The 14,993-nt window shown below is 44.1% G+C and carries 14 protein-coding genes; 3 read left to right on the top strand and 11 right to left on the bottom strand.

Going from position 1 to position 14,993, the window contains the following annotated elements:
* Positions 1 to 59: 59 nt before the first annotated feature.
* The 11 genes from manA to JJ692_RS04565 all read right to left on the bottom strand — a co-directional run bounded on the left by manA (position 60) and on the right by JJ692_RS04565 (position 11,555).
* On the bottom strand, positions 60 to 1,010 hold the full coding sequence (manA, locus tag JJ692_RS04615; RefSeq protein WP_133744494.1) for a mannose-6-phosphate isomerase, class I: 951 nt from the start codon (positions 1,008 to 1,010) through the stop codon (positions 60 to 62).
* Positions 1,011 to 1,157: 147 nt separating this feature from the next.
* Positions 1,158 to 1,979 (bottom strand): carbohydrate ABC transporter permease, encoded by an 822-nt coding sequence (locus JJ692_RS04610; RefSeq protein WP_044333316.1) that lies wholly within the window; start codon positions 1,977 to 1,979, stop codon positions 1,158 to 1,160.
* Positions 1,976 to 2,947, bottom strand: coding sequence for a carbohydrate ABC transporter permease (locus tag JJ692_RS04605; protein WP_103131693.1), 972 nt, complete (start codon positions 2,945 to 2,947; stop codon positions 1,976 to 1,978). The genes JJ692_RS04610 and JJ692_RS04605 overlap by 4 nt, the downstream gene beginning before the upstream one ends.
* A gap of 56 nt (positions 2,948 to 3,003) precedes the next feature.
* A complete protein-coding gene (locus tag JJ692_RS04600) occupies positions 3,004 to 4,269 on the bottom strand; it encodes an ABC transporter substrate-binding protein (RefSeq protein WP_103131694.1) in 1,266 nt (421 codons plus the stop codon).
* 103 nt (positions 4,270 to 4,372) lie between these two features.
* The gene (locus JJ692_RS04595; protein ID WP_024423653.1) at positions 4,373 to 5,791 is read right to left on the bottom strand and encodes a response regulator; all 1,419 of its coding nucleotides are present in this window, start codon (positions 5,789 to 5,791) and stop codon (positions 4,373 to 4,375) included.
* Positions 5,785 to 7,227 carry a sensor histidine kinase gene (locus JJ692_RS04590; protein ID WP_206534268.1) on the bottom strand — a complete coding sequence of 481 codons (1,443 nt, stop codon included), beginning with the start codon at positions 7,225 to 7,227 and terminating at the stop codon, positions 5,785 to 5,787. Before JJ692_RS04590 ends, JJ692_RS04595 begins: the two co-directional genes overlap by 7 nt.
* Positions 7,224 to 8,225, bottom strand: a complete 1,002-nt coding sequence (locus tag JJ692_RS04585; protein WP_151862833.1) for a sugar-binding protein — start codon at positions 8,223 to 8,225, stop codon at positions 7,224 to 7,226. Before JJ692_RS04585 ends, JJ692_RS04590 begins: the two co-directional genes overlap by 4 nt.
* A gap of 69 nt (positions 8,226 to 8,294) precedes the next feature.
* A complete protein-coding gene (locus JJ692_RS04580; RefSeq protein ID WP_151862832.1) occupies positions 8,295 to 8,750 on the bottom strand; it encodes a GNAT family N-acetyltransferase in 456 nt (151 codons plus the stop codon).
* 120 nt (positions 8,751 to 8,870) lie between these two features.
* The gene (locus tag JJ692_RS04575) at positions 8,871 to 9,470 is read right to left on the bottom strand and encodes a bifunctional 4-hydroxy-2-oxoglutarate aldolase/2-dehydro-3-deoxy-phosphogluconate aldolase (protein WP_133744488.1); all 600 of its coding nucleotides are present in this window, start codon (positions 9,468 to 9,470) and stop codon (positions 8,871 to 8,873) included.
* Positions 9,442 to 10,458, bottom strand: a complete 1,017-nt coding sequence (locus JJ692_RS04570; protein ID WP_103131699.1) for a sugar kinase — start codon at positions 10,456 to 10,458, stop codon at positions 9,442 to 9,444. Before JJ692_RS04570 ends, JJ692_RS04575 begins: the two co-directional genes overlap by 29 nt.
* Positions 10,459 to 10,544: 86 nt before the next feature.
* Positions 10,545 to 11,555 (bottom strand): LacI family DNA-binding transcriptional regulator, encoded by a 1,011-nt coding sequence (locus JJ692_RS04565; protein WP_206534267.1) that lies wholly within the window; start codon positions 11,553 to 11,555, stop codon positions 10,545 to 10,547.
* A 260-nt stretch (positions 11,556 to 11,815) separates the two neighbouring features.
* Here JJ692_RS04565 and kduI point away from each other — a divergent pair, with 260 nt between their 5' ends.
* The 3 genes from kduI to JJ692_RS04550 all read left to right on the top strand — a co-directional run bounded on the left by kduI (position 11,816) and on the right by JJ692_RS04550 (position 14,991).
* Positions 11,816 to 12,643, top strand: coding sequence for a 5-dehydro-4-deoxy-D-glucuronate isomerase (kduI, locus tag JJ692_RS04560; RefSeq protein ID WP_024423659.1), 828 nt, complete (start codon positions 11,816 to 11,818; stop codon positions 12,641 to 12,643).
* Positions 12,644 to 12,648: 5 nt separating this feature from the next.
* A complete protein-coding gene (gene kduD, locus JJ692_RS04555) occupies positions 12,649 to 13,422 on the top strand; it encodes a 2-dehydro-3-deoxy-D-gluconate 5-dehydrogenase KduD (protein WP_024426292.1) in 774 nt (257 codons plus the stop codon).
* A 102-nt stretch (positions 13,423 to 13,524) separates the two neighbouring features.
* Positions 13,525 to 14,991, top strand: coding sequence for a spore germination protein (locus JJ692_RS04550; RefSeq protein ID WP_024423661.1), 1,467 nt, complete (start codon positions 13,525 to 13,527; stop codon positions 14,989 to 14,991).
* The last annotated feature ends 2 nt before the right edge of the window (positions 14,992 to 14,993 follow it).

The following is a 14,993-nucleotide window of genomic DNA, read 5'->3' as shown; positions in this document are numbered from 1 at the left end:
CTCTTTCAAGTCATTTATGCAATAGAAAAATAGAGGACCCCCTCGAAGTCCTCTTTTCCTTATATGTGCGACACAATCAGTTCACAAGATCCTTCAATTGAGAAGCTTCCTGTTTCAGCCGGCAGAATAAAATGAGCGCCCTTTGGCAGTGGATATGTGTGTCCGTCATGCTCTAAAGACCCTTCTCCATGAATCACACTGCATAGCAAAAACGGATAATCCTGCGTAAGCTCTACTTTTTGATCAATTTCCCATTTATACACAGAGAAATATTCTGCTTCGACAAATGTACGAATGGTCACTCCCCGCCGTGTTTCAACTGATTCATCTGCATACCCGTCTACATGAGGAACTGTTGTGACATCAATCGCTTGCGCAAAATGAAGTTCACGTTCGTTGCCATCCTGGTCTTTTCGTTCATAATCATATACGCGATAGGTTGTATCTGAGCTTTGCTGCGTTTCAAGGACAAGCGTTCCTTCGCAAAGCGCATGGATGGTACCGCTTGGCACATAATAAAAATCACCAGGCTTAATCTTCACCCGCCGCAAAAGACCTTCCCAATCTCCACTATTCATCATGGTGACTAGCTCAGTTCTTGTTCTTGCATTGTGCCCATAGATCATTTCTGCTCCTTCTTTGCAGTCAATGATATACCAGCACTCTGTTTTTCCAAGCTCGCCATTTTCATGTCTTTCCGCATAATCATCATCTGGATGAACTTGAACGGACAAGTCTTGGTTTGCATCTAATATTTTAGTTAACAGCGGGAAGCGGTCGCCTTCTATCCCCCCGAACAATTCTCTATGATTGTTCCAAAGTTCGATCAGCGTTTTCCCTTTATATGGACCGTCTTGCACGATACTTGGTCCGTTTGGATGAGCAGAAATTGCCCAGCATTCTCCCGTTTGATCAGAAGGAATATCATAGCCAAATTGATCCCTTAAGGCTGTACCTCCCCATATTCTCTCCTTCAATTCAGGCAGTAAAAAAATTGGTGACTGCTTCATTCAGGATGACTCCTCCCTTTGCTACCCTTTGATAATCCTTACCTAGCTTGATGAAAACTAGTAAGTCTCAACTTTTATTATGACGCTATCTAAAGAGAAGTCAATCCTTTCAGTACAACGAATGAAAACGATAACACAAAAAATATTTTACCCTTTGACAGAGCCAGCAAGAAGCCCTTTGACAAAGTATTTCCCAAGAAGAATATAGACGAGTAGTGTCGGCAGCGCAGCCAATATCGCTCCTGCCATTTGGACGTTCCATTGCACAATTTGACTGCCTGATAGATTTTGCAAGGCAACCATCACCGGCTGATGCTCCGCAGTGGTCATCGTGACCGCAAATAAGAATTCATTCCACACATTTGTGAACTGCCAAATAGCCACCACAACAAATCCTGTGATCGAAAGCGGAAGAATCATATGTCTGAAAATCCCGATAAATCCTGCACCATCCATTTTCGCCGATTCAATCATTTCATCTGGGATGCTCACATAGAAATTTCGAAACATGAGCGTTGTGATCGGAAGTCCATATACGACATGGACAAGCACAAGCCCTGGAATTGAATTATACAATCCGACTTCACGCAAAAATTGAATGAGCGGGATCAGAATACTTTGATATGGAATAAACATCCCAAAGAGCATCAGCGTAAAGACGATTTCTGACCCTTTGAAACGCCATTTTGATAGGACATAGCCATTCATTGCACCTAAAACAGCGGACAATAAAGTAGCAGGAATGACAAGATAAAGAGAATTCATTAAATTGGGCGCCAGCTTTTCAAACGCGATTTGATAGCTTGAAAAATCGATAGTAGATGGCAGCGACCACATTCGCTCAAGGGTGACTTCACCTAATGGCTTCAAGCTTGTGACGAGCATGACATAAACAGGCATCAGAAAAAAGAGACTGCACAAAATCAATAAAGCATAAAGAACTGGACGGACAAACCATCTGGCTGTCATGATGAAGCCCCCTTCCGGCTCGACAGGAGATATGGCACGATAAAGACCGCAACAGAGATCAGCATGACAACCGCAATGGCGGCACCGCCTGCATAATGGTTTCCTCTAAAGGTCATTTCAAACATATACACGCCCGGAACATCCGTGACAAAATTCGCACCCGGTCCTGTCATCGAGTAAATCAAATCGAAGATCTTTAAAGAAATATGAGCCATGATGATGACAACACTTGCAGTAATCGGTTTTAAAAGAGGGAAGATGATTTTCCAGTAAATCTGCCACTCCGTTGCGCCATCCATTCTAGCAGCCTCTCTTACTTCCTCTGGAATTCCTCGCAGACCCGCCAAATACATCGCCAGAGAGAAGCCTGTCATTTGCCAAACAGCTGCAATCACAACAGCAATCATGGCCGCAGGTACACCAAACTCAATTTTCCCCCAGACAAATCCGGCCAATATGTTCGTATCCGTATACCACTTAGGCTGGATACCAAGCGTTTTCAAAAATAAATTCACCCCAGTTGACGGGTTTAAAATCCATTGCCATACGACTCCTGTGACAACGAAGGAAAGGGCCATCGGAAAGAAGAATAAATTCCGAAAAAGAGATTCCCCCTTGATCTTCTGGTCTAGTAAAATCGCAAGTGCGAGACCAGAGACAATGACCGCTCCAATAAAAAATAAAGTGAAAAAGACCGTGTTTCGAAGATCTGATTGAAAGCGGAAATCTTGAAACAGCATGACATAATTGCGAAGACCTGCGAAAGAGAAATCAGGAACAAGCGTGGTCCAGTTTGATAATGACACATATCCTGTCCAGCCAATAAAACCGTAAACAAAGATGAATAATAAAACCGCTGACGGGGCTAAAAAGAGCAGCGCCAGCAGCTGGTCTCCATTCCATTTTTTCCGCATACGTTTAACTTTGTGCACAGGTGTTTTTGTCATCGGCGATGTGTCCATGCGCATGAAGCTACACTCCTTTTTAAAAAAGAGGCGGTGCCTAGCCGCCGCCTCCTTCGTCTTTATTTCATTGCATCTTTTAAAGATGAAACAAACTGATTGCTGTCTTTTTGTGTCACGAAGATATTGACGGCTTGATTCGCTTTTGTCACAAACCCTTCTTCAGCAGCTGAGCCATGAGCAAGAGACGGCGCCAGTTTTGACTCTTTAAATGCCTTCATCGCCGATTTTCCGTATTCATCATATTTTGATACATCTGCATCCACACGTGCTGGAATCGATCCTTTTAGCGGATTAAACGCATCCTGTCCTTCCACAGATCCTAAAACGGATAAGAATTTCTTCACGTTTTCTGGCTGTTTCACACCCTTTGGCAGTCCAAATGTATCGGTGATCACCATAAAGCTTCCTTCCGTTCCAGGAGTCGCCGCGTATCCAAAGTCTTGATTCACCTTCAAATCAAGATCATTCACAAAGTACCCCTTCGCCCAGTCGCCCATGACATTCATTGCCGCTTCTCCTTTTGCCACGAGCTGTGAGGCATCCTGCCAGTTACGTGAACTGTGATCGTCATTGACGTATTCGAGCATACGTCCAAAGATGTCTGCCGCTTCCTTCACTTTCGGGTCATCCATTTTCATGTCGCCAGCCCAAAGTTTTTGATAACCATCTGCACCTAATACACCCAGCAAGACACTTTCAAACAAATGAGTCGCTGCCCAAGGCTCCTTATCTCCAAGTGCAAGTGGTGTGATTCCTTTTTTCTTTAATGCATCTGCTGTTTTGAAAAATTCATCAAATGTCGTTGGCGGCTCTAAGCCTGCATCATCAAATACCTTCTTGTTATACCAAAGCACATTGCCCCTGTGAATGTTCACTGGCACGGAATAGATTTTCCCATCTTTGCTGACAAGGTCAATCAGTGATTCTGGAAATTTGTCTTTCCAGCCTTCTTTTTCATATAAATCATCCAGCGGCTCCATTTTGCCTGCCGCGACCCAGCTCTCATTCAGCTCCGCCCCGCCATGCACTTGAAACGTAGCAGGCGGGTCATTTCCCTGCATACGGCTAGTCAGGACAGCCTTTGCATTCGTACCAGCACCACCTGCGACGGCTGCATTTTCAATTGGAATGTCTTTATTCTTCTCTTCAAACAATTGGATGAGTGCCTTCAGCCCGTCTTCCTCACCTGCTCCTGTCCACCAAGAGAAAATTTCGAGTTTTTCCGCTCCGCCTTCTTTTTTTGCCTCTGAGTTCGTCGATGAGCTACAGGCAGTGACGATAAGCATACAGAGTGCCAGCAGTGTAAAGCCTAATTTGAACTTCATAATTGATCCCCCTATCCCCATTTTGTAAGCGTTATCAAAATAAGTATAATGGCAGATCCTTGCTTTTTTTCAGGCAAACTTCTTCACTTTTTTATGAAATTCTTCATTTTTTTACGGCCTGTTTTCGATATTCCTTCGGTGAACAGCCGACCATCTTCTTAAACACACGGCTGACGTAATTAGGATCTGTATATCCTGCCTGAAAGGTAATTTCTTTTAAGCTAAGCGTGCTGTCTTTGAGGAGCTTTTTGATTTTATCCAGCCGGCAGGCTGTCACATACTCTTTAAATGTCAGACCCGTCTCATCTTTAAATCGTTTTGTGAAATAGGTGGGACTTAAATCAACATAAGCGGCCGTTTGCTCAAGCGTGATCTGTTCACAATAATATGTTTTGATGTAACGTTTTGCCCGCTCGATGTCATTGATGGTCTGGGTTCTCGCTTCATACACATCAAATAGGTGTTCACAGCACTGGCGGCATTCAGCTGCGGTGCTGATTGTCAATATCGATAGGTCTGTACGGAGTCGTGATTTGAAGAGAATCAGCAGTTCTTTTACCTGCGAAATCGTCGCCCCCTCTAATTGAAAGGCATCAAATAAAGCCAGCGCATCCTCTCTTCTCCCTTCCTCGAGCGCTTGCATCATGCTGTCTGCAAGCTCCGGCAGATGAATCAATGGACCGGGCTTCACCTCTGTTTGGTAAAAGCCATAACGAACAACGCCGCCACTCTTTTTTCGCTGATAATAGGAAAGCTTCGCCTCTGCTGCACTTTTCTGAAGATGAAGCGGGTTTGAGACTGGGTGCCCTATGCCAACGACAGGTGAAGGCTGACCGTTTGTCATGGCAGCTCGAATGGCTTGCAGCACCTCTGCCTTTAGCGGACCTGGTCCCTGCTGACTATAAATGAGGCATGTAAACAGTTCTCCCCCCATCTGAATAGGCACCGTATGAAATCGTGCAGATTTCTGTAAATCGATCAACAGCTGATCTCCTTCTGTCCGCTGCACAGCGATGATAAGACCTGCTTCATATTCGGAGAATAGTTGTTGAAACTCCATGGATGTATAAGATTGACCGTTCATGACATGCGCTTCAAGCCACTTTGACTGCTGATCGGCCGCTGCCGCCTGCCGCAGAGTCGCCTCCTGCTGAATCTCTGCTGCTACAAATCGAATGGCTGCGATGGTTTCATCTTTGTCAGCTGGTTTGACGAGGTATTGTTTCACCCCTTCCTGCATCGCTTGCTTGGCATAATCGAATGTATCGTAGGCTGTCAGCATAATGAATTTTGTATGAGGGCTGATTGCTTTGATCTGTTTGATCGCTGTCAGTCCATCCATGCCAGGCATCTGAATATCCATGAGCACAAGATGAATGGACTCAGATCGCACGAATTCAACCGCCTTCTTTCCATTTTCCGCTTCTCCTGCTATATGACACTCTGGAACCCATTCGGTTAAGAACTTCCGCATCGCTAGCCGTTCTATTTTTTCATCATCGACAATCAGCACGTTCAGCATGCCGGTCCCTCCTTCATCGGAATAGCCAATTGTATGGTGGTGCCTTCGTTTGGCTTTGAATCAATTTGAAGGGCATCTTGCACCCCGTAAAACAAGCGCAGTCTTGACATTACATTTCGAAGACCGATTCCTGTCGAGTGGCCTTTACTCAATATGTTCGAATCTTCCTCTTCTTTTTCTGACAGCAATCTTCTTTTCTCCTGTTCATTGATGCCCATCCCATTGTCCCGAATCCGAATCATCACATAGCCGCCTTCTTGATAGATCGAGAGCTCGACAAGTCCCTCTTCCTCCTTTGGCTCGACGCCATGAATAAAGGCATTTTCAACAAGCGGCTGTAAGGTAAGACTTGGGATATGCACAGATAAACACGATTCATCGATGGACGTTTTGCACGTAATTCGATCGGCAAATCTCGTTTCTTGTATATGAAAATACTCTTTCACCACTTTCACTTCTTGTTCCAATGTAACGGATGTACTAAGAGCAGACAGCGAATACCGCATCAGCGTGGAAACGGATTGAATCAACCTCGATGTGGCTTCTGCTGATTCTAAGTAAGCCATACGTGAAACGATGTTTAATGTGTTAAATAAAAAATGCGGATTCATTTGGTTTTGCAGCGTTTTTAGCTTCATATCTTTGATTTTTTGATCCAATGCTGCCTTTTGTTTGATCTCTTCAATCATCATTTTCATCTCTTGTCGCATTCGCTGAAAGGCTTCATTTAAAACAGAGATTTCATCCTTTGAGGTGACATGCAAATTTGCTCCATCAAAATGTCCTTCTGATACTTCTTTTACGCTTCGGGACAGATGAACGATGGGTCTTGAGATCCCGCCAGCAATCATATAGGCCATCCATAAGGCGACCCCGATTGATAACGTAAACAGGCATAAGGTAAAGAGCGCATAGGTTTGATGCCTTTTTTGAAGAGATTGATAGAGTATCTGATACTCAGATAATTCATCATCAAGCAGGGTCATCGTCTGCTCTTGTATATAGGAAGAGACGGTTCTCACTTCCTTCACACTTGCAGCATATTCTTCGATTTTCCCTTCTTTTACATGTGTCATGGTCGCATCACTTTCATTGATGAGCGTCCGCATCATATATTGATATTTTTCAATAGAAGGAATTGCCGCATGAAGACCGGCATCCTTTCGCAGCGCTTGATCGTATGATTTCATTTTCTGTTTTGACGTAAGATATTCTTTGGCAAACTTACGATCCTTTTCAATGGCATAGGCATTGACCTTTTCATACATCGTTTTCGCCTCTGTCGATATATCATTGAGCAGGAGAAAAGAACGAAAGCTCCGGCTATATTCTAATGTGATTTTTGAACTGCTCCAGTAGACAAAAAAAGCGGCTACGTTGCCAAGAAGCACAAGGATTAAAAATGCCAATAACAGCTTACTTCGAATCCTTCTCATGGCTGCACCCCCTGCTTTCTGTCTGTTTGCTGAAGAGGCAGATCCCCGCGCCGGATCACACTCGTTCCCGTGTACTGAAGCGGTTCTTCTTTTTCACCTTTTTGCAAACGAACAAGCGATTCAACCGCTTGATAGCCCATTTCATAAGGATGCTGCACGACCACGGCATCAATCGTTCCATCATCAAGCGCCTGAATCGTATCAGGCAATGTGTCAAATGCAAGCACATAAAAATCAGTGGATGATTGATACTGTGCGATTGCTTGAATGATGCCTGCACCATCTAATGCACTTGTGCCATAAAATGCGGTGAGCTTCGCATGATCGTTTAATAGTTTATAAGCGGCACCTGAGGCACCTGACTTCGTAATGGCTGATTCTTCTATTCCAGCAATATGAATGCGTTTTTCAGCGGAGACGGCATCTCGAAAGCCTTTGACACGCAGCTTTTGATGAATGGCATCCAGCCTGCCTGTGACAATTCCTACATACTGTTCACCTTTTGTATCTGCAATGAGTGCCTGTCCTGCGATAAAGCCTGAATAGTAATTGTCCGTTCCTACATACACTTGACGTTTGCTCCCCTCTGCATCTGTATCGACGGTGACAACATCAATTCCTTTTTCCCTCGCCTTCTGAAAAAGCGGTTTGTATTTTTTCGCCTCAAGTCCCTGTGTCATAATGCCGTCAACATGTCCAGCGATTGCCATATCAATGGTTTTCAGATGATCGTCTACATCCGCTTGCTTTGGGCCCAAATATTCTAGATACACGTGATGAACGTCTGCCGCATCCGCAGCTCCCTTTTGTACAAGCTGCCAATATTCATTATCAAGTTCCTCCGGTACAAGGACAAAATGATATTGATACGTTGACTCCGCTTTATCGGAAGCGCTTTCAATTTTAAATAAATCTTGACCTAATAACGTTAAGAAGATGACAGATACCACACAAAATGTGAGAAATGCGCTCATTCCAATCCACTTAGATAATTTCACCGAGTCCTCCTCCTTTCCACTATTCCCGCATAAAAAAAAGAGCTGCTTATAAGCATACTCTCTCGACCTCTATAATTCCTTTGTCATAAATAAACTGTTTGGATCTTCTTGATATGTACCAAAAGGCGGACAATACTGAAACCCAGCGCTCTCATATAGTTTTCTTGCTGGTTCAAAGAAAGCCATTGCGCCTGTCTCTAAGCTGACACGTGTGTAGCCGCGCCGTTTTGCCTCTTGGAGAAGATGATTCAGCATATATCTCGCTACACCTTTTCGCATATGGAGGGCTACGGTTCTCATCGATTTGATTTCCCCATGTTCACTTGACAGTTGCTTTAACGCTCCGCAGCCAAGAAGCTCCTCTCCATCTCGCACACTCCACACGGTGACATCTTGCTTTTTTAAATCAGTTAATGGAAGGGCATGAATGCTTTCTGGCGGCGAATGCTCCTTCATCTCTTCTATATGTGCGGTAATCAGCTGGTCAATTCGTCCATCCGTGAGTTCATCTTGTAGAATGTACATTTCCATCACTCCTTCACGATCATTGTACGTGAAGAGTTGAAATTTCATCTGCTGTTATGTCAGATAAACGAACAAACAACCGGCATCAACGAGCCAGTTGTTTGTTCGTTTGACAAGTATTTATGAAGAAAGAACGGCTTGTAATTCCTCTGCTGTACTGCTTTCAAGCTGACTTCCGATACCAACAGCCACCGCGCCTGCTTTGAGCCACTTTGGAACATCAGCTGGATGAATGCCGCCCGTAGGAATAAATTCAATCTCTGGAAATGGACCTTGTAAGTTTTTCATATAGGATAAACCGAAAGAGCCGCTCGGAAAAAGCTTGAGCAAGCAATAGCCATCTGCTTTTGCCTGCATGATTTCACTCGGGGTGAGAACCCCTGGTACATAGAGTGTGTCGTAAAATGAAAGATGTTCTCCAATCATAGGAAGGTATCCTGGACTAACGATAAACTGCGAACCTGCCTCAATGGCTGATTGCGCCTGCTCCAGCGTCGTAATTGTTCCCGCTCCTACTATGAGGTCCTGCTCCTCCTGAAAGGATGCGATGATGCGTTCAGCATTTGGCGTGGTATACGTCACTTCAATGGCACGAACTCCTTTTTTCTTTAAACGCTCAATCATTTCAATACCTTCTGCTTCACTACCCGCTCTCACAACTGCGATCAATTTACAAGACGCGAGCTGCTTTTTAACGCTCAAACTTGCTGACTTTCCCATATCTCTCATCCCCTTTCATGTACTCCCGCCTTTGATATCGCTTGGCTTCTTTCATAAAAGCCTGAAGCTCCTTCCGGGTTGGCAGTCCGTCCTTATCGCCAGGTGACATCACTGCAAGTGCCCCGACCGCATTGCCTCTTGTCACGGATTTTTCATGTGATAAGCCGTCAAGCAAGCCGCTGATGACCCCCACTGCAAATCCATCACCAGCTCCAACTGTGTCTACGACATCCTGCACATAAAACCCATTCACAATTCCCTGACCGGCTGCACTTTTATAAAAGGCACCTTCTGCCCCTAGCTTAATGACCACTAGCTTGACACCTTTTTGCAAATAAACATCTGCAATCTCTTCTGGCTCGTGATAACCTGTGAGCCTTTGCCCTTCTGCAAGCCCTGGAAAAAACCAATCCGATTGTGAGGCGATATGATTCACCGTCTGAATCATATCTTTCTCCTCTTTCCATAGCTGAAGCCTTAGGTTTGGATCAAATGAAATGGTTTTGCCCGCTTCCTTCATTTCTTGAAGGGCATGAAAAGAAAACGCTCTCATTTCACTAGATAAGGCAGGCGGAATACCAGTCATATGAAGGTGGCCTGCCTGTTTGAAATAAGCGGCGGGAAAGTCGCTTGGACTCATTGTGCTCGCAGCAGAGCCTTTCCGATAATACGTGACGTCAGGGTCTCCTTCCGTCACTTTAGATTTAAGTAAGATTCCCGTTTGAGACCCATCATTTGAACGGAGCACTGCACTTGTATCGACACCCTCTTTTTGAAGCTCTTCTAAAATAAATGTGCCAAGTGAATCTGCTCCGACTTTGCTCACCCAGCCCACATGAAAGCCCAGCCTCGCCAAGCCGACAGCCACGTTACTCTCTGCACCAGCAAGTGCCTTTTGGAATGTATGCACTTGATGAAGCTCTCCAACTTCTTTTGCATAAAACATCGCCATTGATTCCCCAAATGTGACCGCATCCAACGCTTTCACTCATTTCTCCCCTTTCTTGGTACCGGTTTCAAATTGGTTGAAAAAGAGAGAGCATGCACGTATGTATACTCTTCTCTGCCTATCATTTATAAAGATTTCCTCATAATGATTTCTCCATCAAGCTGAATCGTTTGGGGCGCACTTTCATCCCCTTCTAGCCGCGTCTTGATTTTTTGCATGGCTGCTTTCCCCATTTCATGAGATGGCTGGGCAACCGTTGTGATTCCAGGTCCAATCAGCTTATACCATTCTGTATCATCAAACCCTGCAATGCCTATCTCTTTAGGTATCTTCACCCCAAGCTCTACAAGTTCACTAATCAGCTTCAGCATGAGTAATCCATTACCGGCTAAAATCGCTTTTTTCTGTTCGTTTGATTGTAAAAAACGGACAATCTCTTCACGCATTTGTTCCTTTTGCTTTAAATCAATTTCTGCAATGATCGGCTTCTTATGTTTACTCAAAGCTGTCTGTTCATATGCTTCCTTTCGTTCTTCACGAGGGCTGATTCCATCGACAGGCTCAGTAAAGAAAGCGATGTGATCATAGCCTTTCTCATACATTTGTTGAAGCAGCCGGATGGTGATATCACGGTTGTTCGTGGTCACTGTGTCTACTTTCAGTTCAGGCAGCTTCCGGTCCACAAGAACAATCGGTACACCGTTTTTCTTAAAATCCTCCAGAATGTCATTGTTCTGTCCTGTCGTATTGATGATGAGCCCTTCAATATAATGTGCATTCAGCTTTAGGAGCATTTCCCGTTCTTTTTCTGGACGATTATCTGTGTTGCACACCATGATGCTGTATCCATTTTCATCACAAATCTCTTCGACCCCGCGAAGTGTTGCCACAGAGAATGGATTCGTAATGTCGGCTACAATAAACCCAATGACCTTGCTTTTTCTGACCTTCAATCCTTGAGCAAGCTGACTCGGACGATAATGGAGTTCTTCAATGGCTTTCTTGATTTTTTTTACCTTTTCTGAAGAAATTTCATTTGTTCTGCCATTGATATATCTGGATACAGTTGATTTTGAGACCCCTGCATATGCTGCAACTTCATTTATGGTGACTTTCGTTTGCTTTTTCTCTTTCATTCAAAAAAACTCCCACAATTGATCTTCTCATTTGGTTCGAAACCGATTTCAAATAAACTTAAAAAGAGCATATCATAATTGAACGCATTTCAGAAGGTTTTTTTGCATGATGATAGAAAGAATTTGTCTAATCAGAGTAAAAGAAAGCGATTTCAAAATAACAGTTGACGGCGCTCTCTTTTTCCTCTAAAATTTTCCTTGAAACCGATACCAAATAAAATATCAATATTTGTTTCAGATGGAAAGGGAGGCTTATCCAAATGGAAAATCGTTATGCTGTACATCCTGAGCAGGTCAAACGTTTTACAACAGAGGAACTTCGTCGTCATTTTCATATTCCTACGCTGTTTGTCAGTGGTGAATTAAAGCTCTATTACTCGCATGAGGACCGCGTGGTGATTGGCGGAGCGATGCCGGCAGCTGAGCCGATCACACTAGATGCCGGAGACTTTTTACGGACGGAGTATTTTCTTGAAAGACGAGAAATCGGGATTGTGAATGTCGGCGGCCAAGGAACGGTCACTGTTGATGGTGAGGCCTTTGTGCTGGAGCATAAAGATTTCTTATATATTGGCCTTGGTCACGAAGATGTACAGTTTACTAGTTCATCAGGCGAGCAGGCCAAGTTCTATTTAGTATCAGCCACGGCTCACAGGGCGTACCCTACGCAAAAAGCAGCCATCGCTGAATTAACACCAAACCACTTAGGGGAAGCAGCTGCTTCCAACGTACGAAACCTGTATCAAGTCATCCATGCAGACGGCATCCAAAGCTGTCAGCTCATGATGGGCATCACTCAGCTTGAAACCAATAACACATGGAATACGATGCCTGCTCATATTCATGATCGCCGGATGGAAGTGTACTTATATCTTGATATCGAAGAGGATGCACGGGTCTTTCATTTTATGGGGGAGCCATCTGAAACGAGACATCTTGTGGTGGCAAATGAGGAAGCAGTCATTTCACCTGCCTGGTCCATTCATTCAGGCTCAGGAACAGCGAATTATTCATTTATTTGGGCAATGGCGGGCGAAAACTATACGTTCAAAGATATGGACTTTGTCCCAATGGATCAGCTGAGGTAACGAGGATGATGACAACTTCATATGCAGCGTCCCTCTTTTCCCTTGAAGGAAAAACAGCCCTTGTGACAGGCCCCGGAACCGGTATTGGGCAAGGCATTGCCGTGGCGCTTGCCAAATCAGGTGCAGATATCATCGGTACGTACCATCACACACCGCTTGAAGAAACAAAGGCGCTAGTCGAACAGGCAGGCCGATCATTTCATGCGGTTCAGGTTGATTTTTCTAATCCTCAGTCTGCAAAGCAGGCTGTCGATGCCATATTAAAGAAGCATACGATTGATATTTTAATCAATAATGCTGGAACCATTAAAAGAGAGCAGGCGGCTCACTATTCAGAGGAAGATTGGCATACGGTCATGGATGTGAATATCAACAGTCTCTTTTTCCTCACGCAAAAGGTTGGACAGCAGATGCTGAAAAATGGGCAAGGGAAAATCGTTAATATCGCCTCCCTTCTATCGTTTCAAGGCGGCGTCTTTGTCCCTGCTTATACAGCAAGTAAGCATGCTGTCGCTGGGCTGACGAAAGCTTTTGCCAACGAATGGGCAAGCCAGCATATTCAAGTGAATGCGATTGCGCCTGGGTATATTGCGACTAATAACACACAAGCCATTCGTGACGATGAAAATCGAAATGAAGAGATTCTGAAACGAATTCCCGCCGGGCGCTGGGGAAAGCCTGAGGATCTAGCCGGTGCTGCTGTTTTCCTTAGCTCACCAGCTTCTGATTATATGAACGGCCACATTTTAGCTGTTGATGGCGGATGGCTTGCAAGATAAACAAACGAGAGAATTCCTATCCAGGATTCTCTTTTTTCTATTTGTATAATTCTCCACCTTCCGAGTCACTCTATAAAAAACATGTGATGAGGGTGAGGTATTATGAAAAGTCGTATTGAACAAGATATAGCGTCCGTCATTAAGCGTGTCAAAAGCTTTGCCGGAAGAAGTGATGATATCGTGTTCCACTCTTTTTCATTTGGTCCTTCCACTATTTCTGCATGTCTCGTGTACGTTGAAGGACTCACAGAATTTGAGATGCTTTCTAAGCAAATCATTTCACCAATGCAAAAGGAACTCGACATCACTGAGGTTGGTTCTACTACACTTTCCTCCCTTTCAAAAACGTTCTTTGGCATTCAAAATGATGTGCTGGATGATATGAACCTTGCCATCGAGCAGTTATATAGCGGCAAGGCTATTTTATTTGTAGATGGAGCGGCTCAAGCGCTTGCGCTCCATACAAATCTTTTTCAATTTAGGGAAGTAGAAGAGCCGCAATCTGAAGTTCTAGTGAGAGGACCACGGATCGGATTTATTGAGAATCTTGAAAAAAACACGGCTTTACTCCGTGAACGGGCAAACGACCCAAATCTTGTGATTCAAAAGGTGAGTATCGGTACTCGCAATAAAAAATCCGCTGCTCTTGTGTATGTTCGCGATATTGCTGATCCTAAACTAGTAGAAGATGTTCTATCACGCATGACCGAAATCAAAATGGATGACATCCCTGAAACCGGCTATATTGAACAGTTGATTGAGGACAGTCACATCTCCATTTTTCCACAAATTCAAAACACAGAACGTCCTGACCGGGTGATTGCATCTGTGCTTGAAGGAAAAGTCTCCATTTTGCTCGATGGGACTCCTTTTGCCCTTATTTTACCTATGACACTTACAGCTTTAATGCAATCTCCGGAAGATTATTATCAGAGGTGGACAAGCGCGACTCTTTTGCGTTTACTTCGTTATATTGCCGTGCTCCTCACGATTTTTTTACCCGGGCTTTACATTGCACTTGTCTCTTATCATCCCGGTTTATTACCGACAAGAATGGCACTCACCATCGCAGGCAGCAGGCAGAATGTTCCCTTCCCTCCTGTTGTCGAAGCCATTCTCATGTCTTTTACGATAGAGCTGCTGCGTGAAGCTGGACTACGGCTTCCAAGAGCCATCGGACAGACAATTGGGCTCATTGGCGGCGTAATTATTGGTCAGGCAGCTGTCCAAGCTAATATCGTCAGTGCCTTAATGGTGATTATTGTGTCACTGACTGCATTGGCTGACTTCACGGCACCGTCATATGACTTTAGTTTCCCACTGCGTATTTTGCGGTTTATGGCGATATTTAGTTCAGCATTGTTTGGATTATACGGCTTAATCATGTGTTATTTATTTGTGCTTTGTCACTTGATGCAATTAAAGACATTTGGTTTTGACTATTTCACACCAGTGTTGTCTTCACCGTTTTCAGATCTAAAGGATACGTACGTTCGTTTACCAATCGGGCTATTTAAATCCAGACCAAAAACAGCAAAAATAAAAAATCTCAAAAGACAAGGAGATTAAAC

The sequence above is a fragment of the Bacillus sp. 3a genome (genome assembly GCF_017161885.1).
GTDB classification, from domain to species: Bacteria; Bacillota; Bacilli; order Bacillales; family Bacillaceae; genus Bacillus; species Bacillus safensis.
The sequence above is the reverse complement of the archived record's forward strand: the minus strand, read 5'-3'. Positions and strand labels throughout refer to the sequence as shown.